The organism is Rhodococcus sp. IEGM 1406, assembly GCF_030056745.1.
Classification (GTDB): domain Bacteria; phylum Actinomycetota; class Actinomycetes; order Mycobacteriales; family Mycobacteriaceae; genus Rhodococcus_F; species Rhodococcus_F erythropolis.
The window spans coordinates 1,811,751-1,834,561 of sequence record NZ_JASHKO010000001.1; the positions used below are offsets into that span (position 1 = coordinate 1,811,751).

Sequence of the window (22,811 nt, forward strand, 5' to 3'; positions counted from 1 at the left end):
TCAGTTCAGATACGGCTGACGTGAGGACTCTAGGCGCAGAGACCGGCAGCCCTTTGCCTGCACAGTTGTCGAACGAGCCTCAGCCGGTATTCCCTGAATCGCCGAACAGCATTCCAGTCACCCGCCATTTCCGCGTCGGCAAGTAGGTATTCGCAGTTGTCCAACTGATCCTTCAAAGACATCATCAGAATTCACCTCCGATCACCCGAGCAAGTACCTGTCCAGGATGCGTCCGGCGACACCCCGCGGACATCGGCCGAAGTACCTGTTCAGGTACCTGCTTCGGTGCGCGGTGGAGGTTACTTCTTGACCGCAGGCGCTGGTAGCGGCATACCGCGCTCGGACAGGACGGCGCGGAGACGGTCAGGGTAATCGGTGATGATTCCGTCGACACCCAGGTCTATGAGGGCGTGCATGGTGGCGGGATCATCGACGGTCCACGGGATGACCTTCATGCCACGCGCATGTGCGCTCGCGATCATGTCGGCTGTCGGGTACAAGGCGAAGCCGGGGTCGCCGACCTTTCCACCCTGGGGAGTTCCTTGGACAGGGGAGTAGGCGGAGGCGCCGAAGGTTGCCACCGCCGAGATGCCGTCGCCACCGAAATCATCGATGTCCAGACCGCCGAGCCACGGTGACGCTCCGTCCTTGCCTACCTGGAGAAAGTCACCGTTGGTGAGCGCGACCACGGGCACACTCGGCGCGAGTTGACGGGTGAGCATGAGCGAGCCCCAGTCGAAGCTCTGAATGGTGACGCTGTCCAACAATCCGGCTGCCCGGATCGTATCGAGGACTACAGAGACGAACTGCTCACGCGGGGCGGTCTCGTGGGGCGCTCCCGCTTCCACCTTGGTCTCGATGTTGAGCTTGATTCCGGGTGCGTTGTACGACTTCACCAGAGCGAGCACTTCTTCGAGTGTCTGCATATTCGCTCCCGGAACATTTTGCTGCTCAGGGTATCCGGCAAGGGGGAGCGTGCCACAGTCCATGGTCTTGATCTGTTGCAGGCTCAGCGTGTTGACGAATTTGCCGACGTACGGGAACTCCGGGTCGCCGGTAGTGGCGGGCTCGGTGTCGAGGCATTTCTTGTTCGAGATCTTACGATCGTGCGTGACGACAGCGATCCCGTCTTCGGTGATCTGGGTATCGAGTTCCAGTGTGCTGACGCCCATTTCGAGAGCATTGGAGAACGCGGCCAGGCTGCTCTCCGTGTACAGGCCGAGCCCGCCGCGGTGGGCTTGGACGTCGAACGTCGAAACCGGCTGGGGTGCTGAACTACCGAACGAACCGGACCAGTCGAGACTGCCGGTTGGCGATGCGCCGGCCGGGGTCGCCAGGGCGGTGAGGGGGAGTGCGACGGTCACGGCGGCACACGACAATATTCTGCTCAGTTGCATGAAAGGAACGTAAGGGCGTCGAATGGCTCGCCGGGGTTCGTTAGGTAAACTAACGGTAAAAGTCAGGCTGCGTGAACGCGCTGCTCGACGCCGTTTGCCTGGACCTTCATCCACGACGCCAGAAGCTCGCACCCGGTCAGTCCGCTCTCGTCGAGAGGTTCGATCGCGTAGCTGATGTGTCTACCGCCGCGAGGGTTCTCCAGCTGAAAGCGGTTCAGGTTCAACCGCGTCGGCAGATAGCCGAGGACTTCGAGGAACGCGGTGCGAATGCGTCGTAGATCGGTGCGCCACTGTTTCGGACTGAAACGAGTCTTCTGCGCATTCTGGAAAGCATTGCTACGAAGTAGTTCCCAAACTTTTTGTGCCCACACGCGTGCCTGGGAGAAGGACATCCAGCGCGTCAAGTCTGCGATGTCGCGAATGTAGCTGTCGTCGCTGGCATTACAGATCATGTCCTGTGGGTGCCCGATCCACTTGACCGGAATCCACGGCTGGACTTCGGGTCCGTCGCCGGCAACTCCGTGTCCCTCGCAACCTTCGATGACGCCGGTCGGTTGTTGTGGATCGGAGATCAGTCCGACTCCGATGATGTTGGCGCCGTTCAGCGTCGGAGAAGTCGTCGGAGAAGTAAATGTCGGAAGAGCCGCGCGGATCACGGTGCATCCCTGTGAGTATCCGATCAGCATGACTGGGCCGTCTGTCTCTGCGATTGCGGTCGAGAGGGCCTTCACACCCATCGCGGTGCTGTGCCGAAAGCTCAGGCCGCCGTCGGCGACCGGGCCATACGACGCGGGATAGGCGACCCAGCGAGAATCGAATCGACTGTCGAGTTCGTCGGTGACGGCACTGAGGAGTCCGCGCACACGCGCGCCGTGGTCGCCGACGTGGGATTCGCCGGTGCCGCCAACTGCAAGAACGGTTACCTCAGCCATGCCAGCGATGATCCACGTCGATTCTGAGAGGCCGGCATCCAAACCCTGAGAAGAGGCTGGCAATCCGTTGTGCTGCGAAATCGTTATCGAGCGAGCACCATTTACCCATGACGACGCCGAATCGTTCATCCAGGCGAAAAGTGTCCGTTGTCGGTGCGGGAAGCGTCGGCACTGCGATTGCGTACGCGTGCTTGATACGCGGATCAGCCGACGCGCTCGCCCTCTACGACACCAACAGTGCAAAGGTCCGCGCCGAAGTTCTCGATCTCAACCACGGAACCCAGTTCACACCGCCGTGCACCGTCGAGGGAGGTGATGACATCTCGGTCACCGCGGGATCCGACTTGGTCGTCGTCACCGCGGGCGCAAAACAGCATCCCGGCCAGTCGCGGCTCGAACTTGCCGCGGTGAACGTCAAGATTGCACAGACTCTGACCGAACAACTATTGGCGGTGTCACCGGACGCGGTTCTACTCTTCGTCACCAACCCGGTCGACGTGGCGACCTACGCAGCGATCCAGGCTGCGGGACCGTCGTACCGCAGCCGAATTTTCGGATCGGGGACGGTGCTCGACACGGCCCGATTGCGATTCCTGCTGGCCACCGAACTCGGAGTTGCGGTCGAGAACGTCCATGCCTTCATCGTCGGCGAGCACGGGGACTCCGAGATTCCGCTCTGGTCGAGCGCAACCATCGGCGGAGTGCCGGCAACCTCGTTCGTGGGACCGTCGGGCGGCGTCCTCGGCCCCGACTTACGCGCGAATGTCGCGAAGTCTGTGGTCGAGAGTGCCTACGAGATCATCGAAGGAAAGGGTGCGACCAACCTCGCCATCGGATTGTCGAGCGCATTCATCGCGGAAGTCGTGTTGCGGGACGAACAACGGGTTCTTCCGGTATCGACCTTGCAGACCGGTGTCCACGGACTCGAGCGCGTTTGCCTGTCCCTTCCCACGATGGTCGGTCGTGCGGGTGCCGGTCGAGTCCTCGAGGTACCGCTTTCAGAAAAAGAGGCTTCGGGGCTCCGATCTTCTGCCCGTACATTGCGAGAGGTGCAGGAATCTCTGGGATTGTGAATATCTGTTCTGCTCGATATCCGACATATAGGATCAACAAATGATCAGCTTCCTGATTCGCGCCGCGATCTTCCTGGGTTCTGCCGCTGTCGGGCTTCTTGTTGCGTCGTTGATTCTTTCGGGCTTCTCGGCGCCCACATCCGGATTCATCGTTGCGGTCGTGATCTTTGCGATAGCGCAGTCGGTCCTGGCGCCGTTCATCGCGACAGTGGCAAAGCGCCACGCACCAGCATTTCTCGGCGGAATCGGATTGGTGTCGACGTTTGTCGCTCTGTTGGTGGCGTCGCTCTTCTCCAATCTGTCGATCTCCGGTGTCTCGACGTGGATTCTGGGAACAGTCGTCGTGTGGCTGGTAACAGCACTTGCGACGCTGGTGCTTCCGTTGTTGTTCGTGCGTAAGAAAGTTCAGGAGAAGAAGGCTCAGTGACGCGTCCGAACATCGGTATGGACTACTCAGTCTTGGACTGCCCGGATCCGGCTGCATTGGCCAACTTCTACGTCCAGGTCCTCGACTGGAAAAGTGTTCGGGACGAAGATGATTGGCACGTGATCGAAGGACCCGCCGGCGAGCGGCTCGCGTTTCAGCTTGCTCCGGATTTTGTTCCGGTCGACTGGCCGACATCCGGCGTCGGAATCCATCTGGATCTGCTCGTCGATTCTCTCGACCCCGCGGAGGCTTGGGTGATCAGCCTGGGTGCGCAGCGGGTGACCGGCATCCCGGAGCATCAGACTTTCCGCGTCTACCGCGACCCAGTCGGTCACCACTTCTGCCTGTGTCTGCGCGACTGAGTGTCGACTCGCCCCGATCTCGTCGACCGTGGATAATTCCGAACACTTGTCACGCCCGAGAATTGGAGATCGACGATGGCTTCGCAGAATTCCGACGAATTCCTGGTAGAACGTACGACGATCGTCAAGGCAGAAGCATCGGTCGTCTTCGCGTTGATCAACGATTTCCACCAGTGGACGCAGTGGTCGCCCTGGGAAGGTCTCGACCCGGCAATGCAGCGCACGTACGCGGGTCCTGACGCGGGCGTCGGGGCTTCGTACGCCTGGGCCGGAAACAAGAAGGCAGGTTCCGGTTCGATGGTGATCACCGAATCCGTCCCAGACGAACGCGTAGTTTTGGACCTGGCCTTCCTCAAGCCGTTCAAGGCACAGAACGTCACCACCTTTCTCATCTCTCCGAATGCCGGAGCCTCTCCCAATGCCGGTGAAGTTCAGGTGACGTGGAAGATGACTGGAAAGAAGAATCTGTTCTTCAAGATCTTCGGTTTCATCTTCAGCATGGACAAGCTCGTCGGAAAGGATTTCGAGAAGGGCCTGTCCCAGCTGAAAGCTGCTGCCGAAAAGGGCTGACGAGCCGGTGGTACCGTCTCCCGGTGTTACGGATGACGCCCACCGATGCCCAAACCTTCTGGATTTCGGAGAAGATCCCCAACGATCAACTACTGCTCTACTGTTTCGACGGGCAGAGCCAGTCGATCGACGAGTTACGACGCTCGGTGGTGGAAAGAGCGTCGCTCATTCCGGATCTCAATGTTCGGATTCGTGAATCACCGTGGCATCTCGACTATCCGCTCTGGGATCCCATGCCGGTCGATGCCTCGTTGGTGAGAGTGCATGAGCTGCCGGATGACTCGTGGCCATCGTGTATTCACGGAATCGAAAAGCTTCTCGAAAACCACGTCGACCCGCGTGAGTCCCCGTGGACGCTTCACCTGTTCCACGGCGTCACCGGCGCGCCGCGTTGTAGCGGCCCGGCGCTGATCGCAGTTCTGCAGGTCGCTCATTCTCTGGCGGACGGCAAACGCGCGTCGGCGATTGCTCGCCAGCTGTTCTCGCCGCAACCGCCCGCGCAGCAGAAGACGGACGTGCGGCGTAGCGGATCAGCCGAGATTCTGGGCCGCGCCGCCCTGCGCCTTCCGGGCCAACTTGTTTCGCTGTTCCGCGACGGCCGGGCGGGGCACCGAGCGCAGTTACAGCTGCAGGCGGACACCGAATCGGGAGTTGTTGCGCCGCAGGCGGCGAGCCGTCCCAAGGTGCGCTCCAACATCCCGCCTGGATCTCACCGACTGGTGCGCATGGTCGTGCGGGACAGCGCAGATTTCCGTGGCGACGGCGTATCCGTCACAGTCGGAGCGATGACAGCCATCTCGGTAGCGATGGCGAATTACCTCACCGAGCGAGACGGCTCGGTACCGCCGGAACTGGGGGCTGAGGTGACCATCGCCAAGGCGGGTACACCCACGGCGCGCAACCACTTCCGCAATGCAGGTGTCGGACTGTTCCCGGATGTCGATGACCTCCGTGAGCGAGCCCAACTGATCAAGGAGTCGATGGACGAGCGCCGCGCACGGGCATCCCATCCGTCCAGCGCAGCGTCGGATCTCGCGCTGAATGCGGTTCCCGGCCCGCTGGTCCGTTGGGGCGTGCAGCAATACGATTTCACGGCGGTGCCCGACGAGGTCACCGGCAACACCGTGGTGTCGAGTGTCGCGCGCGGTGACGCGGATCTGGTGCTCGGAGGCGGCGTCGTTCGGTTCACAGCGGGCTTCCCGAGTTTGTCACCGGTCATGTCCTTGACCCACGGCGTACACGGGATCGGGGACACGGTGACGGTCAGCATCACCAGCAGTCCGGCCTCGATCCCGGACATCGACGTGTACGAGCAGATGATGCACGACGCGATCGACGAGGTACGCGAAGCACTGTCGTGACGGCCTGATGTACTGGCAGCATGGGATTCACGCGCGCCGAGCTGGAGTCTTTCCGAGACGCCGAGATCGAGGATCTGATCGGGTCGAATTGTCGGCTGTTGTTCGTCGGTATCAATCCGGGACTGTGGACGGCGGCGACCGGCGCGCATTTCGCCAGGCCGGGTAATCGGTTCTATCCGGCACTGCTGCGGGCAGGCATCATCGAGCGTGCGATCGATCCCTCCGCGGGTATGTCGGACGCCGATACGCAGCACCTGATCGATCGCGGCGTCGGTATCACCAATCTCGCCGTTCGCGCGACGGCCAGAGCCGACGAGTTGAATGCAGAGGAGCTTGCCGCCGGGGGAGTGCGGGTGCGGGCGGTCGTGCGTGCGACCAAACCGAAAGTAGTTGCCTTTGCCGGAATCACCGCCTATCGCACTGCTTTCGGTGACAAACGAGCCAAGGCGGGGCGGCAGGATCAGACTTTCGAAGGTGCCGCTCTGTGGATCGTGCCCAATCCCAGTGGGCTGAACGCACACGAGACGGTGGATACGTTGGCCGCCAAATACCGTTCTGCTGCAGCCGAAGCCGGGATATTCTGACAAGAACTCTCAGTTCCGTTCGCCTGGAACGAAGTACGGGATAGAGTAGTCGTATGTCTGTTCTTTACAACATCTTTGTAGTGATTCACCTACTCGGTATGGCTGCCCTGGTCGGTAGCTACTTCACCGTCCTCAAGGCTCCTTCGATCACCGAGGTCATGGTGTGGGGTGCCAGGATGCAGTTCGTGTCCGGCCTGATCATCGTCGGCTTGGGCGAAGGCGCGCTGGACAAGAACTACATTCACGCGAAAATCGCTGTGAAGCTGGTGCTTTCGCTGGTGATCGTGGCGCTGGCCGAGATCACCGGGGCGAAGCAGAAGAAGGGGCAACCCAATCCGAATCTGGTGCACGTCGTCGGCGGGTTGTCGATCGTAACCGTATTCGTGGCCGCGCTCTGGACCTGACAAAGACACAAAAGAGCCCCGGCGATCGAAACTCGCCGGGGCTCTTTGCTGTTGACGCGTCTACAGGCCCGGACGCTTGCCGATCGTCAGGGTCACTTCACCGGTGTGGGCGAAGAAGTCGTTGCCCTTGTCGTCGACGACGATGAACGCGGGGAAGTCCTCGACGTCGATCTTCCAGACGGCTTCCATACCCAGTTCGGCGTACTCGAGGATGTCGACCTTCTTGATGCAGTCGAGTGCCAGGCGAGCCGCCGGTCCACCGATCGATCCGAGGTAGAAACCTCCGTGGGTGTTGCAGGCGTCGGTAACCTGCTTGGAACGGTTTCCCTTGGCTAGCATGATCATCGAGCCACCGGCGGCCTGGAACTGCTCGACGTACGAGTCCATACGGCCGGCCGTGGTCGGGCCGAACGAACCGGACGCCATACCGTCGGGCGTCTTGGCTGGGCCGGCGTAGTACACCGGGTGATCCTTGAGGTACTGCGGCATCTCTTCACCTGCGTCGAGACGCTCTTTGATCTTGGCGTGTGCGATGTCGCGTGCCACGACGAGCGGACCGGTCAAGGAGAGACGAGTCTTCACCGGGTGCTTGGAAAGCTCGGCGAGGATCTCGGCCATCGGCTTGGTGAGGTCGATCTTGACCGCAGCACCCTTGCCGGTACCCGAAATGCCATCGGTCTCTTCGTCGAGCTGAGCGTCCGTGACCTCGGGCAGGAAACGGCCCGGGTTGAATTCGAGCTGTTCCAGAAACACGCCCTCCGGCGTGATTTTGGCCTTCGCCTGTCGATCGGCCGAGCACGACACCGCAATGGCGACGGGCAATGAAGCGCCGTGGCGGGGGAGTCGAACGACGCGGACGTCGTGGCAGAAGTACTTACCGCCGAACTGTGCGCCGATGCCGATCTTCTGCGTGAGCTCGAAGACCTTCTTCTCGAGTTCGTGATCGCGGAAGCCGCGGCCCGTAATGGCGCCTTCGGTGGGGAGCTCGTCGAGGTAGTGCGCGGACGCGTACTTGGCTGTCTTCATCGCGAACTCGGCCGACGTGCCGCCGACGACGATTGCAAGGTGGTACGGCGGGCAGGCAGCGGTACCGAGCGAGCGGATCTTTGCCTCGAGGAACTGCATCATCGAGTCGGGGTTCAGGATCGCTTTGGTTTCCTGGTACAGGTAGGACTTGTTGGCGCTGCCGCCGCCCTTGGCCATGAAGAGGAACTTGTACGAGTTCTCATGTCCGGCAGCAGTATCGGCGTACAGCTCGATCTGCGCGGGCAAGTTATTGCCAGTGTTCTTCTCGTCCCACATCGTGATGGGGGCGTTCTGCGAGTAGCGCAGGTTCAGACGCGTGTATGCGTCGTAGACACCGCGGGCAATGGACTTCTCGTCGTCGCCGGGGGTGAGTACGTGCTGTCCACGCTTGCCCATGACGATGGCGGTTCCGGTGTCCTGGCACATCGGCAGAACGCCGGCAGCGGCGATATTGGCGTTCTTGAGCAGGTCGAGCGCGACGAACTTGTCGTTGTTCGACGCTTCGGGATCGTCGAGGATGCTCGCGAGCTGCGTCAGGTGATCCGTGCGCAGGTAATGAGAGATGTCGTGCAGCGCCGTTTCGGTCAGCAAGCGCATCGCTTCCGGCTCGACCTGAAGGAAGGTGCGGCCGTCCGGTCCCTCGACTGTCGACACCCCTTCGGTGGTGAGCAATCGGTACTCGGTGGTGTCATCACCGATCGGCAACAGGTCCTCATAGAGGAAGTCGGCCATCATCTCTCCTGAACAAGGGTGCGTGCGAAGGTCGCATTCAGGTTATCGTTGGGGGTTTCCTTCTCCGAATCGGGGCGGGTGTGAGCTGGAATTATCCGGATGCCACTGGCTCGATCAAGATACTTCGACCAGTTCGGAGAGCTCGACGCCGCGAAATTCGGCAAGTATTTCGGCCTGCTCGGCCACTGCTGCACGGGCCGATCGTGACCACGTTCCCCACGGGGTGATCGCGACCTTCAGCTTCTTTCCGGACGCCCGCGGTCGCCACAGTCCGGTGATCGTGCCGCCGACCACCACCGTGCCCGGTCGCCCGAGGGTCGGCCACACCGTCTTCTGGGCGGCCGGATCGGGCACCAGGGTCTCCCGATCCTTGAGCTGTACATACGGATCGAAAGGCCCGAGCAAGCGCGTACTCGAATCGGAGGGGGAGCCGAGCAAGTCTTCGCGGTCTTGTTCGAGAATCCACCGCTTCTCGCCGTTCACCTCGATCTCCTCGGCATCGACGGGCCAGTGGGCTTTGACGTCCTTGACCGGGGCATCGAGAAACGACGCGACGTGAGCAGGAGTGGCGGGGCCGTAGAAGCGCAGATACCCGCGAATCACGTCGAAGCGGGGATCGGCGTCTGAACCTGAGGCTGTGTACGGGCGTCGGCGCCAACCCGGAATGCGTTCGAGCACTGGGGGAGATGTGCCCGGCTGTAGCTCGAGGCCTGCCTGAAGTGCCGCGAGCCGGAACGGCATCTCGTACAGATGAGTGGCGTTGCACGGGCGGCAGAATCTCAAATAGGGCTCGGTGACTCGCGTGGTCAATTGCGCGGACATCTCGCCCTTGACGGTTGGTTTCGAGACGATGTCCCGCATCGCAGTAGCAACTGTTTGCAGGGCACTCAGCGTCGGGATGCCGGCGGCCTTCAGGGGCCGATTCGCGTCGTAAATGCGCTTGGCTGCATCGGCTTCGCTGAACGGCGACGTGGCGACGGCGATGGCAGGCAGGTCGCCCCGACGGTAATAGTGGGGAGCGCCGCGCAACGTCCAGGCAAGAGCGAGCTCGGTGACGTCGCCGCGGACGCCGCGGATCCGCAGGGCCCAGGCGGCTCCGTCAGGTCCGGTGTTCTGAATCCCGAGATCGAGAATGCTGCAATCGCTGTGATCGGCGTCACCGGCAGCCGCTCGGTCGAGTTGATGGCGGTGCCACCGGAAATTAGCTACCTGCGTGAGTGAGGTTGCGCTAGACATGATTTCAGTTTACTGGTGGGTAACCGCAGGATTTGGGGCGGTTGATCGATGAGACGACAGAATCGGTGAAATTCGACCGATTGGCCGGAATTTTTTCAGTAGCAGACCTTATTAGTCGAAATAATGACCCCATTGTCGGAATCCTTTGCCAACTGGTCGTTCGTATGATTACTGTTACCCACGTCACGGATACATTACAGATGTGACGCAGCTGTCACAGCACTGTCGGGTGCTTTGGGTAGCTGACCTCTGACTTCTCTAGGAGATTCACATGGGTTCACTGATGTCGATCGTCGAACTTGCACTCAAGGGCCTCGGCTCGGTCGGTGCCGGCGACCAGTTGTTCGAAACCTTCATCGGTTCGGTTCAGACGAACACGGGCAGCCTCAAGCCCCTCCTCTGATCCTGCTCGCTGGAATCGGATCGTTCGACCACACAACTTCCGCTCGGGTGACCGAGACCTAAACAACTGTAGGAGTTTTCATGGGATCCTTCGAAATCGTGGGGAACGTCATCACGGCTGTCAACAACGTCGGCACCGCATTCTTCAATTCGCTGACCACGCTCAGCGGCGGCACGGTTACGCCCAAGTAAGCGTCGTCTGACGAGAAAGGCTCACGCACTCGGTGCGTGAGCCTTTCCGTGTCGACCGGATCGAGTTTTTCCGATCACGTCGGGTTTGCCTCTTTCAGCCGGTACCGTTCGAAAGGTTCCGCTGCCGAAGAGAGTGACCCGGATGATCGAGACTCGTGCTTTGCGAACGGTTTTCCGCGTCTTCGTGGCGTTGGCCACGGCAGTATGTGGGCTCCAGCTCCTCACGGCACCGGGTCACGCTCAGCCGGTGGACAGCAGGCTGGTCGACATCTCGGTGTACTCACCGTCGATGGGGCGCGACATTCCGTTGCAGGTCTTGCGGCCGGCTGATACCTCGACGCCCGCTCCGACGCTCTACCTACTCAATGGAGTGGACGGAGGAAAAGACGACGCGACGTGGTCGGTGCGGACCGATGCACCGAAGTTCTTCGCGGACAAGCACGTCAACGTGGTCACCCCTCTCGGTGGAGCATTCAGCTACTACACCGATTGGGAGCGGCCGGACCCCGGCCTCGCGAAATCCGGCAACAATAACGGGGTCAACATGTGGACCACGTTCCTGACGGAAGAACTACCGCCAGTCATTGATTCGACGTTCGGAACGACCGGCGAGAACGCACTTGCCGGCTTGTCGATGGCAGGCACGTCGGTACTGGATCTGGCTATGGCGGCGCCCGCGCTGTACAACAGTGTCGGGTCCTTCAGCGGGTGTGCGATGACGAGTCCAGGCATCGGTCAGGACTTCGTGAAACTCGTGGTCGCAGTGGGTGGTGGCAACGCGGAGAACATGTGGGGTCCGTACGATGGCCCGGGTTGGCCGGCTCACGATCCGGTTGTCAACGCGGACAAGCTACCTCGAATCCCGATGTACATCACTACCGCAACCGGGATTCCGGGTCCGTACGACACGCTTGCCGATCCACGGATCGACAACGACGTCACAGATTTGGCGTTGCAGCTTGTACTCGGTGGCGGAATCGAGGCGGCAACTCACTACTGCACCACCCAGCTTGCGGACAGGACGAACGCATTGGGTATGAACAACATTCGCTACAACTTCAAGCCGGCAGGAACGCATTCATGGGGATACTGGGAAGACGACTTACACGACTCGTGGCCGATGATCGCCGCGTCGCTCGGCGTGTGAGGCCCCATCGAGCAAGCCTTCGAAGCGTCGTTCTCGTCGGCGCGCTCGCCTTGATTTCACTACTTGCGTTGCCCTCGACCGCGCTCGCCGACGAGACCCCGAAGATAACGAGTGTCACCGAACTGTCTTCGCGCTTGGTTCTTCTCGACGTCGCGAGTCCCGCCATGGGGCGCACCATGCAGGTGAAAGTGCTGCTTCCTGCCGACCGCTCGGAACCGCGCGGGACGCTGTATCTCCTGGACGGCAATTCCGGGCAGATCGAAGAGAACAACTGGCTGGCTCCGGCTAACGGCGATATCGTCCCGTTCTTTGCCGACAAAAACGTGAACGTCGTACTCCCCATCGGTGGAACCGGCACCATGTACACCGATTGGCAGGAAGACCACCCGAAATTCGGTCGTCTGAAATGGGAGACGTTCCTGACGAAAGAGCTTCCCTCACTGATCGACACGAGGTTCGCAACCAACGGGCACAACGCAATCGGCGGGATCTCGATGGGTGCAGAGGCCGCGCTGATCCTGGCCCAACGCTCGGCCGGGTTGTACGACGCGGTCGCGGGCTACAGCGGCTGCTACACAACCGTCGGAGGATTCGGCAAGGCGTTGACCGATCTTGTGGTCATCAACGGAAATGCCCGTTCGGAGCAGATGTGGGGTCCGGCCGGCAGTGAGGCTTGGCAAGAGCACGACATTTTCGCCAATGCCGACAAGCTGCGCGGCACCAAGGTGTATCTCGCCTCGGGATCGGGACTACCAGGCCCGCACGAAACTCTCGATACTCCTGCCCTGGGCCGGGTACTGGTCGTTGGCGGGGTCATGGAACTGGGATCGAACCTGTGCACCGACCAGATCACGCAGGTGTTGCGCGATCGCGGAGTCGATGTCACCCGCAGCGCTCAACCGGTGGGGACGCACGGTTGGCCGTACTGGCGCGACGAACTCGTTCGCTCCTGGCCGATGCTCGACTCTGCGTTGTCGGCTTGAGTAATTCCTTGCGATGAGTTTCCGCTTCGGGCCGGGTCTATAACCCTGTACACCTGATTCGTAACCTCATCGACAAGGACAGAACGTGCCTTCCATCACTCCCTGTTTGTGGTTCGACAACCAAGCAGAAGAAGCAGCGAACTTCTACATCTCGGTGTTCGGTTCCGGGCAGATCCTGGGAATCGAAAGATACGTCGAGGGATCGCCTTCCGGAATGCCGGCGGGATCGGTGATGACCGTCAGCTTCGAGCTCGGCGGTCAGCGATTCACCGGATTGAACGGCGGACCGATGTTCACGTTCTCGGAAGCAGTGTCGTTCGAGATTCCGTGCGTCGATCAGGCTGAGGTCGATCACTACTGGTCCAGGCTGACCGAAGGTGGGGAAGAGGGCCCGTGCGGATGGGCCAAGGACAAGTTCGGATTGTCCTGGCAGGTAGTCCCGAATCGTCTTCTCGAACTGATGAAGGATCCGGATCGGGCCAAGGCACAACGCGCCACGGACGCGATGATGAAGATGAAGAAGATCGACATCGCGGAGCTCGAACGGGCCGCAGGCGCATCCTGAACACGATCTGGCCGATGGGCGACAGTCTTCGTTAGCTGATGCTAGCCTTCCCTAATTCTCGCTGGAGCGTTGGAGGAGTGCTGGTAACCATGCGAATCAAAGTCTCTCGAATGAAGATTGCAGTCACCGCCTTGGCGGCCTCGCTCGCCGTCGCCGGGCTTGCCGGCTGCAGCAGTGACAGCGCTGACGCACCCGCGGAGGCGGGAGCAACCGTCTCGACCATGTTCGGCGACGTCGAGGTCCCGGCCAACCCGCAGCGCGTCGTCGCGCTCGGTTGGTCGGACGCCGAGACGGCACTTGCCCTCGGAACACAGCCGGTCGGTGTCGCGGACTGGATGGCGTTCGGTGGCAAGGGCGTCGGACCCTGGATTGCGGACGAGTTCACCACAGACCCGAAGATCCTCGGAACCATGGACCTGAGCATCGAGGACGTCATTGCTCTCGACCCGGACCTGATTTTGTGGACGAGAAGCGACAACACCCAGGCCACCTACGACAAGCTCAGCGCCATCGCGCCGACGGTCGGGCCGCCCCCGGGTCTGGCCACTGCGTACGGGACGACGGTCGAGCAGCAGACCGAACTCGTCGCGAAGGCTCTCGGCAAGGAAGCAGAAGGAAAGGCGCTACTGTCCGGCCTCGACGCCAAGTTCGACGCTGCAATTGCCGCCAATCCGAGCTTTGCGGGTAAGACAGCGGCCGTCGGCGCCTACAGTTCCGATGGTTACGGCGCGTACGTACCCGGCGACGCACGCGCAGACTTCATGACGCGCCTCGGCTTCACGATCCCGACGGCGATCACCGAAAAAGCCACCGGAAACTTCTACATCCCGGTCGCCAACGAGAACCTGAACTTGTTCGACGCGGATCTCACGGTTCTGTTTCCGATCTTCCTCGACAGCAGTGCGTTTGCGAACGATCCGCTACTGCGCGCAATCCCGTCGGCTCAGGAGGGACATCTGTTGATCCTCGATGACCCGGCACTAGTCAATGCGTTCTCGAGTGGCTCGGTACCGGGGTTGACCTACGCAATCGACAACGCCGTTCCGAAGTTTGCGAGCACGCTCGGCGCCTGATCAGAGGTGTTTCGGGACCTGCCCGTCACTGTGAGCGTGTTCGCAAACAGTGGCGGGCAGTTCTCGTGCGCCGGTACACTGGACAAAGTGAACTTTCAGCTAACGAGCGGCGGCCCAGTGGAGATCGGTCCAGTGGCGATCGAAGCGACCGCTCCTCGTTTTCCGCGGATGCATGCATACGTGGATATCGCTGTTGTGATCGTGGTGCTGGTGGGAACCAATCTGATCGCGCATTTCACCACCGCCTGGGCAAGCATCGCGACGGTACCCATCTCTGCTCTCGTCCTGTTGGCGCTCACCAAGCGCCGGGGAATGGGGTGGGCGGAATTGGGGCTCTCACCTCGCGATCTCCGGCGGGGTTCGAAGTACGCCCTTGCCGCCGTCGGCCTGGTCCTGACCGTTGTCGCCGTCGGCGCGTTGCTTCCGCTCACACGCCCCTTCTTCATGGCGGATCGCTACGCCACAATTTCCGGCGCGATCATCGCGTCGATGATCGTGATCCCGCTGCAGACCGTCATTCCCGAAGAGTTGGCTTTCCGTGGCGTCCTGCACGGCACGTTGAACCGGGTCAGTGGATTCCGCGGCGTCGCCGCTGCCGGTTCTCTGATGTTCGGACTGTGGCACATCGCGTCGTCAATGGGTTTGACCAGCGGTAACGAAGGTCTGTCCGGCTTTCTCGGTACCGGAGTCGTCGGCCAGGTCGCCGGTATCCTCGGAGCTGTTCTCGCCACCGCTGCGGCCGGTCTCGTATTCACCTGGCTTCGTCATCGCAGCGGCAGTCTCATTGCGCCGATTGCTCTGCATTGGTCGTTGAACGGTGCAGGTGCGCTGGCTGCGGCTCTTGTTTGGCATGCAACTCTTGCTTGATCCCAATATCTGACAAAAAGGACAGCATTCGCCGCGCGGCGCCGGGTAGTTTTGTGCTTTGCTCAGTAAGTGACGCACCTTCATCGAGGCCATGTCTTCCACATTTCCGGTCGTCCGACGGTTGAGGATGCGGCGCAGTCGCTCGTCTCGATCCCCGACGGCGTCTTGGCGATCGACGATGCCGGAACGATCGTCTACTGCGGAGAATTCGAATCGCTCCCCGGAGACCTCGCGGGCGGCGAAATTCACGATCATCGACCGGGTTTCCTGCTGCCCGGATTCGTCGATGCCCACATTCATTTCCCGCAGACCTACGCCGGCGATGCGTACGGCGGCGGCCAACTCCTCGAGTGGCTCGACCTGTGCGTCTTTCCCTCCGAATCGAGATTCGCTGATCCGGAGTTCGCCCAGCACGCTGCCGAGGCCTTCTGCGCTCGCCGAATCGCCACGGGAACGACGGCCGCGATGGTGTTCGGATCGGCCTTCCCGCACGCGCAGGACGCATTGTTCAGTGAAACTCTGAATCGCGGCCTTCGAGTGGTCAGCGGCCGCGGGATTCAGACCACCGGCCCGGCGTCCGCTGCCGCGCTGATCACCTCGGAAGAGGACGCGATCAGACTCACCCGCGAGGAGATCGACAAGTGGCACGCGGCCGACACCGGCGACGTGAACACCGCACTCATGCACGTTGCAGTGGTTCCCCGCTTCTCCCTCGCGGTGACAACACGGACGCTGAAAGACTTGGGGGAGCTATACGACTCCGTCCGTGACAGGGGCGTCTACTTCCACAGTCACCTCAATGAGAACAATCGGCCCGGAACCGGCGAGGTCGCAACCACACTTGCCGAGTACGAGGTCGAGACCTATCTCGACACGTATGACGGCAAGTTCCTCCCCGGCTCACAGGTCGGCGGAAAGAGCTTTCTGGGTCCGCGCGCGATACTCGCGCACTCGGTGCACTGCCAGGATTCCGAACTCGCACGAATGGCCGAGACCGGAACCTCGATCGCACATTGCCCGACGTCCCAGCAGTTTCTCGGCTCAGGCACCATGCCGTGGAAGCGAACCGTTGCGTCAGGGGTCAACATCGCGATCGGATCGGACTTCGGCGGCGGGGACGAGTGCCTGCTCACCCGAGTCCTCGGCGACGCCTTCAAGGTTCATATCTCCGAAGCCGGCGACGACGGAGTGTCGATGCACCCCGCCGAACTGCTGTTCACCGGAACACTCGCCGGTGCTCGCGCGCTGGACATGGAGAACCGGATCGGCAACTTCGACGAGGGCAAAGAGGCCGACTTCCTGGTGATCGATCCCTCCGGGTGGCCGCCGCTCGCCGGGCTCGTCAACCACGGAACGCGTTCGGATGATCCGATACTCGCCCGCGACCAGACGCTCTTCGGCCTCCTGATGGCGATGCGCGAGCCCGCGATTGCGCACGTATACGTGCAAGGGCGCCGGGTGTCGGGCTGACGTGTCCGCAACCGCCATCACCGGGTATCACCGAACGAGTTCGGGATTCCGGGCGTGGGTCGAGCGTGCGGCCGAGACCGCCGGTCGATTCGACGGCTACCTGAGCTGTGGCATCAGTGATCAACCGGAACCGGTGTCGCACGGCATGTCTGTCACATTCGACAGTGCCGACGATCTTCACCGTTGGCTGGAGTCGAGTGATCGCTGCGATCTCGAAAGAGCCGCTGCGGCAACGGGAATTCTGGCACAGACGAGTGATCTGGTCCTCGTCGACGGAGTTCTGCCGCCGCCCGGTATCGGCGTGTACGACCACGTCGTCGTCGTGGGTAAGGAGAACGAGTTTCTGCGAACGCAACGCCATCTCATCGATCTCAGTTTGCGATTCTCCGGCTACGAGTCGGTGATGTTGTTGCGGTCGGTCACCGACTCCACCCAGTGGAAGTCAGTCCTCAGGTTTCGGACCGAACAGCAGTTGGCGGTGTGGATGGCGTCGCCCGAAAGGGCCGCGGCACTGCCGAAACTGCGAGCCGAGTTGGCCGAGGACTTCACCGAGACCACGCGGTCGACACCGTTCGGCACCATTCTGCGCACGGAGAACGGGCAGACCCGTGCGACGCCGAATTGGAAAACGGCGATGATCATCCTGCTCGTTCTCTATCCGACAGTGATGACGCTGTCACGATTTCTCGGTCCGCTGCTCGACGGGATCGGAGCGCCTCCATGGCTGTCGATGTGGTTGAGCCAGATAGTCAGCGTCGGCGCCATGACGTGGTTCCTGATGCCGACGGTCACCAGGTGGTTCCGCCACTGGCTCGACCCGGTCGACGGCGCCGTTCCCCGCACCAACTGGCGCGGTGTCGCAGCGGTAATTGCGGTGTACGTCGTGACTCTGACGCTCTTCGCCTCCGTGAAGTGGCTGCAGTTCTGGGACTACTTTGACTGAATCCGGCCTCGGCGGAAGTAGGTGAGCGGCCCGAAGAAGTTGACGAAGATGATCGCCGCCCACTTCTTCTTGCTGCCGTTGACCGTATCGGCAGGGCGTCGCGCCAGGTCTGTCCACGCGGCGATCGCCAACAGGGACTGAATCGTTGCGAGCAGGGCGGCGACGCGGCGCTGCGCGGGTGACAGCTCACTCCAGGATTTCTTTTTTGTGAGGTTCATGAACTCCACTGTGCCCTCGAACGTCCGATTGGTGTCGAGATAGGGCTGCTATCGGTGCCTGGAGTTCCGCAAATCAGTGTGAATAGCGTCACCATGATGACCGCTAGGTACGGTCCCGCGGTCAGTCGGGATGGTCGTTTTCGGCGTAAAGATCTCGCTAACTCGAACTGTGGCTGAATGTTTGCGCCCGGACTAAGCTCGCGTGGCCACATTGCCGCGGGGGATTTGGCCAATCTGCTGGTACGCGCTCTAGCGGGAGCAACGCCCCCTCTGTTAAGTAAGGCTTGCCAATCTTGTGGTCCGCCTACAGGTTTGATGCTGCGAGATAGCTGTTATCGGGAACGATGTTCGGAATACGTCAATAAATCGTCCGTAGGTGACAGTTTGATCACTGCTGGTGGGCGTCACCTGTGTGTATGTCCGTGTCCCGAAGGGGTCGAAATGTAACGTCCCGGACACATTTGGTGTCGCGGAAGTAACGGAAGACCTCTACTCTTATCGCCAGCAGCCACTCACGTGGCGGCAATCCTCTGGACCGTATCTTCGACAGGAGCACATCGCATGAGCAGCGCAGAATTCTCGGATGCCTTCACCTTCCTCAACGACTTCTTCAGCAACGCGTCTGATCTCTTCAGCGCTCTGAGCTTCTTCACCTCGCTCAGCTGATAGCTTCCGGCCGCTAGGCCGACTCAGTGGCCCCCGAAGACGATGTCTTCGGGGGCCACTGTTGTCTGTCTGACTATCTGTCTAGCGTCCAATTTGGTGACAATGTGAGCATTGTTGGCCAAGTGCATGGCGGGGTTGATGTGACTGTGGTGGAATGCGAGCGAAAGAAGATAGCTTGCCTGCCCGCCACTTCCAGCGGGACACGCCGATGATCGGAGCTTTGTGCACGTCTCGCGAAGAAACCTCTTCAAGTACGCAGCGGCTGGATCGGCAGCTGCCGGACTCGCTGCATTGAGCGGTACGACGTCGGTGGCCAATGCCGGTTCGCTGGGGACCCTGCTCGATTACGCCGCCGGTGTGCCGTCCGCTCAGGCAATCAAGGCCGCCGGGTATGCAGGCGCCATTCGATATGTCTCGGATAGGCGCCCGGGAGCCGATTGGATGGTCGGCAAGCCCGTACTGGCGCGGGAAACCGACGCGTTGACGGCGGCCGGACTCCAAGTCGTTTCCTGCTATCAATTCGGCAAGGGCGGAACGGCGGACTGGCGCGGGGCTCGCGAGGCAGGCAAGCGTCATGCTTCCCGTGGCCTCGAACTACACGCTGCGGCTGGTGGGCCGTCCGGTCGGCCGATTTACGCGTCGATCGACGACAACCCGACCAGTACCGAAATCACTACACTGATCTCGCCGTACCTCGAGGGGTGGGCCTCGGTCGTTGGCAACGGAGCACTCGGTATCTACGGAAACACGCGCGTGATCGACGCAATGATCAGCGCCGGCGTCGGAACCTGGTTCTGGCAGCACAATTGGGGTTCACCCGCAGGATATGTGCACCCGAGGGCAAACCTGCACCAGTTCGAGATCGACAAGCGCAAGGTCGACGGCGTCGGCGTGGATCTGAACTCGATCCTCACTCGCGACTACGGGCAGTGGTCGTTGGCCGGCTCGGTCGGGCCGGCCCAACCGGTTGGTTCCTCGTTGCCGACAGGATCTATCGCACCATAGCGCCGAATTTGGCGAGCCAGGCCTTGGCGTCATCGGGGAGGGGGCCCGCCGCTTCGGCGGCGAGGCACCATGCTTTTGCCATCGACAGGAAGTTCATCGGGTTGTAGGCGTCTTCTTCGCGAGACCACAATCCGTTGCCGGCGTAATGCAGGATCGTGATGTTGGCGGCTCCGTGCTTGGATCCGTCGCCCGGATCCTCCATCGGGTTGTCGATCTCGCACACGATCCATCCGCGCTGCTCGTCGACGACGAACCAGTTGGCCGGGAACTCGGTCATGCGGTGCCCCGGGAACTCTGTCATCGTGCGAGTGACCCACTTGCGTACAGCTTCTCGGCCATTGAGGGTGCCGAAAGCGTGTTCCACATAGACGACGTCCTCGGTGAACATGTCCGCGAAGGCGTTCCAATCGCCGGAACGAGTGCACTCGACAACGGTGTTCTGGTACCCCGCGAAGGCGTCTTCGAGTTCGGTACGCGTCCAGGTCATGAAGGGCTCCTCGGTTTGTCGTCGCTTCAGATTAGAACACGTTGCAGAATTGATTGTCGGTGATTCGATGCAGAAGAGTTCTGCGGTACCGTCGTTGACGGGTCGGGGACCCATTATGTGAGAGGGCACCACGTGGAGATCATCATCAATTTCATCTACACACTTTTGTCGAAGTTGCAGACTGGCAGCATCGAAGGCTCTTCGGAGAAGTGAGTCCTCTGCCGGGTTGATTCCCTTACGTGACTTTCTGTTTGGGAATCAACCCGGCGAACACCATCGTCACAGCGGCGGCGGCGATGGAAATCAGGAACGTGGCACGAAACGCCTCGAACGAGGGGATCACTGCGGTGCCGACGGTGATGGTCATTCCGGCCAGAACGACGCTCACGATCGCGGCAGACGTCGACGTGCCGATCGATCGCATCAAGGAGTTCAGTCCGTTCGCGGCTGCAGATTCCGTGATGGGGACTGCTCCCATGATCAGGGCGGGCATGGCCGAGTAAGAGAGCCCGACGCCCGCGCCGATGAACATTCCGGCCACGGCGACCTGCCAGACGCTCGACACCGTGAAATATGCAAAGGCATAACCCAATCCGATGACGAGGGCGCCAAGCATCAGCGTGATTCGTGGGCCACGCCACGCCGAAATGCGAGCGGAGACGGGTGAGAGCGCCATCATGACGAGTCCACCGGGGGCCAGTGCGAGTCCCGCTGCGACCATGGACAGTCCGAGTCCGTAGCCCGTGGACGTCGGTGCCATGAGGAGTTGGGGGAGCGTCAAGGAATTGCCGTACATGGCAAAACCGACGGCGATCGAGGCGAAGTTGGTGAAAAGAACCTGAGGCCGGGCCGATACGCGGAGGTCTACCAGCGGTGCGCTGCGTCGAAGTTCCCACCAACCCCAGACGAGGAAACTGAGAGCGGAAACTGCCAGGAGGCCCAGGGTTTTCGGGTCGCCCCATCCCCAGGTTCCGCCTTTGGTGATGGGGAGTAACAGAGTGATCAGACCAACGGTGAGGCCGAACGCTCCGACGAAGTCGAAGCGTCCCGGGCGTCGTACCGTCGATTCGGGAATCACGAACGCAACCAGTGCGATGCAGAGCAGCCCGAACGCTGCCGAAGTGACGAAGAGGAAGTGCCAGTTGGCATTCTGAGCGATCACCGCAGCGATCGGCAGTCCGATCGCACCGCCGACGCCGAGGGTGGCGCTCATGACCGCCATGGCTCCGGCCACCTTCTTCGGTGGAAGAACATCACGAATGATGGCTATGCCCAATGGAATTGCCCCGACCGATGCTCCTTGAAGAGCGCGGCCGACAACGAGCACGATCAGTGAAGGTGCGATCGCACAGATGGCCGAGCCCAAAACGACCATCCCGAGACTGACGAGCAGCATTCGTTTCTTGCCGAACATGTCGCCGAGGCGCCCGCTGATCGGCGTGATCACCGCGGCGGCGAGGAGCGTTGCGGTGACCGCCCACGAGGTGTCGGCGGGAGTGGAGTTCAGCAGGTGAGGCAACTGCGGAATGATGGGGACTACCAGCGTCTGCATCAAGGCGACGACGATTCCGCACAGCCCGAGGACAGTGAGTACGGGACCAGAAGGGGCGTAGTTCGTAGCCGTGGTTTTCTTGTCCGGGGATTTCTCGTCGACGCTCGACGAATCTGCGTGAACGGACATTCGGCTCCCGCCATGGCGTGTTCGGTTTCGGTGCGTTCGCCCCAGTGTGCACGCTACACATCGTGTGTATTCTGCACAATATGAGTGTGGATCGGGAACCCGAACTGGTGAATATCGAGTACGAGTTGACCCTGCTCTCGCGCTATCACGCGCTCGCTCAACGGGCGGAACTTCATCTGGACCGGTCCGCGTATCTACTGCTCGGACGACTGGAATTGCAACAACCGATGAGCCTCAAGGAGCTCTCCTGTGCCTTCTCGCTCGACATCTCGACCATCAACCGGCAGATCGGCGCGCTGAGGCGTCAGGGCTTGGTGGAGCGAGTGGAGGATCCGGACGGTGGGCTGGCGCGAAAGGTTCGGCCGACGGTGCAGGGTCTGTCGAAACTTCGTGCAGATCGCGAACATTCGACGGCCGGCGTCGAAAAGGTCTTGCGTGAGTGGACGCCGGAGCAGCGCCTCGCGCTCGGTGACCTACTGCGGCAATTCAATACCTCGGTCGAGTCCTTGGAAGGCCGCGACTGGCCGCGACCGAATCAGGTCTGAGAGTGCGAGACGGACCGCAGCGATCGATCCGGATCGCTCGAATCCGATTCCGGCGCAATGACAACAAGTTTCGGATGTTCCTCAGGTGCTGCGTGATTTCCACGCCAGGAGAGCAGTGACCAGCGTGAGAGGCCGGACAGTGCCGACCCGAGGCTGGCGAACGAGCCCGAACTCAGCACCGACGCCGTAGACCCGATGCTTCCGATGGAGAGGAAAGAGCCGACGCTACCGATCGACAGGATCGAGTACGCCGATCCGATCGAGAGAATGGAACCCTCGGATCGGATGGACAGTATCGATCGACTCGACTTGTGAGACCGTATCGACTGGTCGTCTGGGCTCGATGCCTTGTCTGGACGGCCATGCGTGATGTCCACTCGTAGATGTCCCATCTATCGGGTCTATCACGGTGATCGGAGATGCAAAAGGGACCCGCCGAAATTCGGCGGGTCCCTTTCACGAG

Annotated in this window: 25 protein-coding genes; 17 read left to right on the plus strand and 8 right to left on the minus strand. The window is 61.1% G+C overall.

The genetic code is table 11. The features are described 5' to 3' along the window. Positions 1 to 299: 299 nt before the first annotated feature. Both QM596_RS08750 and QM596_RS08755 read right to left on the minus strand, forming a co-directional pair. Entirely contained in the window at positions 300 to 1,364 is a 1,065-nt protein-coding gene (locus QM596_RS08750) for a glycerophosphodiester phosphodiesterase family protein (RefSeq protein WP_070796100.1), read from the minus strand. 95 nt (positions 1,365 to 1,459) lie between these two features. Next, the gene (locus QM596_RS08755) at positions 1,460 to 2,329 is read right to left on the minus strand and encodes a PE-PPE domain-containing protein (protein WP_031331067.1); all 870 of its coding nucleotides are present in this window, start codon (positions 2,327 to 2,329) and stop codon (positions 1,460 to 1,462) included. Between the two features lie 107 nt (positions 2,330 to 2,436). Between QM596_RS08755 and QM596_RS08760 the strand changes: the two genes are divergently transcribed. The 7 genes from QM596_RS08760 (at position 2,437) to QM596_RS08790 (ending at position 7,110) form a co-directional block, all read left to right on the plus strand. After that, a complete protein-coding gene (locus QM596_RS08760) occupies positions 2,437 to 3,402 on the plus strand; it encodes an L-lactate dehydrogenase (protein ID WP_019744553.1) in 966 nt (321 codons plus the stop codon). Positions 3,403 to 3,442: 40 nt separating this feature from the next. After that, the gene (locus QM596_RS08765) at positions 3,443 to 3,829 is read left to right on the plus strand and encodes a phage holin family protein (protein ID WP_019744552.1); all 387 of its coding nucleotides are present in this window, start codon (positions 3,443 to 3,445) and stop codon (positions 3,827 to 3,829) included. Then, a complete protein-coding gene (locus tag QM596_RS08770) occupies positions 3,826 to 4,191 on the plus strand; it encodes a VOC family protein (RefSeq protein ID WP_019744551.1) in 366 nt (121 codons plus the stop codon). The genes QM596_RS08765 and QM596_RS08770 overlap by 4 nt, the downstream gene beginning before the upstream one ends. 75 nt (positions 4,192 to 4,266) lie before the next feature. Further along, positions 4,267 to 4,761 (plus strand): SRPBCC family protein, encoded by a 495-nt coding sequence (locus tag QM596_RS08775; protein WP_019744550.1) that lies wholly within the window; start codon positions 4,267 to 4,269, stop codon positions 4,759 to 4,761. Between the two features lie 32 nt (positions 4,762 to 4,793). Continuing rightward, entirely contained in the window at positions 4,794 to 6,122 is a 1,329-nt protein-coding gene (locus QM596_RS08780; protein WP_283308691.1) for a WS/DGAT domain-containing protein, read from the plus strand. 20 nt (positions 6,123 to 6,142) lie between these two features. Then, positions 6,143 to 6,706, plus strand: a complete 564-nt coding sequence (locus tag QM596_RS08785; RefSeq protein ID WP_283308692.1) for a mismatch-specific DNA-glycosylase — start codon at positions 6,143 to 6,145, stop codon at positions 6,704 to 6,706. 53 nt (positions 6,707 to 6,759) lie between these two features. Then, positions 6,760 to 7,110: a hypothetical protein gene (locus tag QM596_RS08790; protein ID WP_283308693.1), complete on the plus strand. Its 351-nt coding sequence runs from the start codon at positions 6,760 to 6,762 to the stop codon at positions 7,108 to 7,110. A 60-nt stretch (positions 7,111 to 7,170) separates the two neighbouring features. Here the strand turns inward: QM596_RS08790 and QM596_RS08795 are convergent, their stop codons facing one another. Together QM596_RS08795 and QM596_RS08800 are read right to left on the minus strand one after the other, a co-directional pair. Further along, the gene (locus tag QM596_RS08795; RefSeq protein WP_003945198.1) at positions 7,171 to 8,868 is read right to left on the minus strand and encodes a fumarate hydratase; all 1,698 of its coding nucleotides are present in this window, start codon (positions 8,866 to 8,868) and stop codon (positions 7,171 to 7,173) included. 114 nt (positions 8,869 to 8,982) lie between these two features. Further along, positions 8,983 to 10,104 (minus strand): winged helix DNA-binding domain-containing protein, encoded by a 1,122-nt coding sequence (locus QM596_RS08800; protein WP_283308694.1) that lies wholly within the window; start codon positions 10,102 to 10,104, stop codon positions 8,983 to 8,985. Between the two features lie 271 nt (positions 10,105 to 10,375). Here QM596_RS08800 and QM596_RS08805 point away from each other — a divergent pair, with 271 nt between their 5' ends. The 8 genes from QM596_RS08805 to QM596_RS08840 all read left to right on the plus strand — a co-directional run bounded on the left by QM596_RS08805 (position 10,376) and on the right by QM596_RS08840 (position 17,746). Next, entirely contained in the window at positions 10,376 to 10,507 is a 132-nt protein-coding gene (locus tag QM596_RS08805; RefSeq protein ID WP_255246888.1) for a hypothetical protein, read from the plus strand. Between the two features lie 333 nt (positions 10,508 to 10,840). Further along, positions 10,841 to 11,845, plus strand: coding sequence for an alpha/beta hydrolase (locus QM596_RS08810; RefSeq protein ID WP_283308695.1), 1,005 nt, complete (start codon positions 10,841 to 10,843; stop codon positions 11,843 to 11,845). Then, positions 11,842 to 12,828: an alpha/beta hydrolase gene (locus QM596_RS08815; RefSeq protein ID WP_020908496.1), complete on the plus strand. Its 987-nt coding sequence runs from the start codon at positions 11,842 to 11,844 to the stop codon at positions 12,826 to 12,828. The genes QM596_RS08810 and QM596_RS08815 overlap by 4 nt, the downstream gene beginning before the upstream one ends. Before the next feature lie 85 nt (positions 12,829 to 12,913). Continuing rightward, complete coding sequence (locus tag QM596_RS08820) at positions 12,914 to 13,393, plus strand: VOC family protein (protein WP_042952467.1); 480 nt, start codon at positions 12,914 to 12,916, stop codon at positions 13,391 to 13,393. Between the two features lie 110 nt (positions 13,394 to 13,503). Beyond that, positions 13,504 to 14,466: an ABC transporter substrate-binding protein gene (locus QM596_RS08825; protein ID WP_223257893.1), complete on the plus strand. Its 963-nt coding sequence runs from the start codon at positions 13,504 to 13,506 to the stop codon at positions 14,464 to 14,466. 168 nt (positions 14,467 to 14,634) lie between these two features. After that, positions 14,635 to 15,333 (plus strand): CPBP family intramembrane glutamic endopeptidase, encoded by a 699-nt coding sequence (locus QM596_RS08830; protein WP_020908494.1) that lies wholly within the window; start codon positions 14,635 to 14,637, stop codon positions 15,331 to 15,333. Between the two features lie 69 nt (positions 15,334 to 15,402). Further along, positions 15,403 to 16,803: an amidohydrolase family protein gene (locus QM596_RS08835; protein WP_283308696.1), complete on the plus strand. Its 1,401-nt coding sequence runs from the start codon at positions 15,403 to 15,405 to the stop codon at positions 16,801 to 16,803. 1 nt (position 16,804) lies between these two features. Beyond that, the gene (locus tag QM596_RS08840) at positions 16,805 to 17,746 is read left to right on the plus strand and encodes an antibiotic biosynthesis monooxygenase (RefSeq protein ID WP_283308697.1); all 942 of its coding nucleotides are present in this window, start codon (positions 16,805 to 16,807) and stop codon (positions 17,744 to 17,746) included. Here the strand turns inward: QM596_RS08840 and QM596_RS08845 are convergent. Next, entirely contained in the window at positions 17,734 to 17,964 is a 231-nt protein-coding gene (locus QM596_RS08845; RefSeq protein WP_029255832.1) for a PLD nuclease N-terminal domain-containing protein, read from the minus strand. The two genes, QM596_RS08840 and QM596_RS08845, sit on opposite strands and share 13 nt — an antisense overlap. 888 nt (positions 17,965 to 18,852) lie before the next feature. Here QM596_RS08845 and QM596_RS08850 point away from each other — a divergent pair. Beyond that, positions 18,853 to 19,635, plus strand: a complete 783-nt coding sequence (locus QM596_RS08850) for a DUF1906 domain-containing protein (protein ID WP_069146332.1) — start codon at positions 18,853 to 18,855, stop codon at positions 19,633 to 19,635. Here QM596_RS08850 and QM596_RS08855 read toward each other — a convergent pair. Both QM596_RS08855 and QM596_RS08860 read right to left on the minus strand, forming a co-directional pair. Next, positions 19,622 to 20,122 (minus strand): nuclear transport factor 2 family protein, encoded by a 501-nt coding sequence (locus QM596_RS08855; protein ID WP_283308698.1) that lies wholly within the window; start codon positions 20,120 to 20,122, stop codon positions 19,622 to 19,624. The genes QM596_RS08850 and QM596_RS08855 overlap by 14 nt on opposite strands. A 235-nt stretch (positions 20,123 to 20,357) precedes the next feature. Continuing rightward, the gene (locus QM596_RS08860) at positions 20,358 to 21,803 is read right to left on the minus strand and encodes an MFS transporter (protein ID WP_283308699.1); all 1,446 of its coding nucleotides are present in this window, start codon (positions 21,801 to 21,803) and stop codon (positions 20,358 to 20,360) included. Positions 21,804 to 21,883: 80 nt separating this feature from the next. Between QM596_RS08860 and QM596_RS08865 the strand changes: the two genes are divergently transcribed. Further along, entirely contained in the window at positions 21,884 to 22,348 is a 465-nt protein-coding gene (locus tag QM596_RS08865; RefSeq protein WP_024487315.1) for a MarR family winged helix-turn-helix transcriptional regulator, read from the plus strand. Here the strand turns inward: QM596_RS08865 and QM596_RS08870 are convergent. Continuing rightward, the gene (locus QM596_RS08870; RefSeq protein ID WP_021332779.1) at positions 22,339 to 22,740 is read right to left on the minus strand and encodes a hypothetical protein; all 402 of its coding nucleotides are present in this window, start codon (positions 22,738 to 22,740) and stop codon (positions 22,339 to 22,341) included. The two genes, QM596_RS08865 and QM596_RS08870, sit on opposite strands and share 10 nt — an antisense overlap. Positions 22,741 to 22,811: the final 71 nt, after the last annotated feature.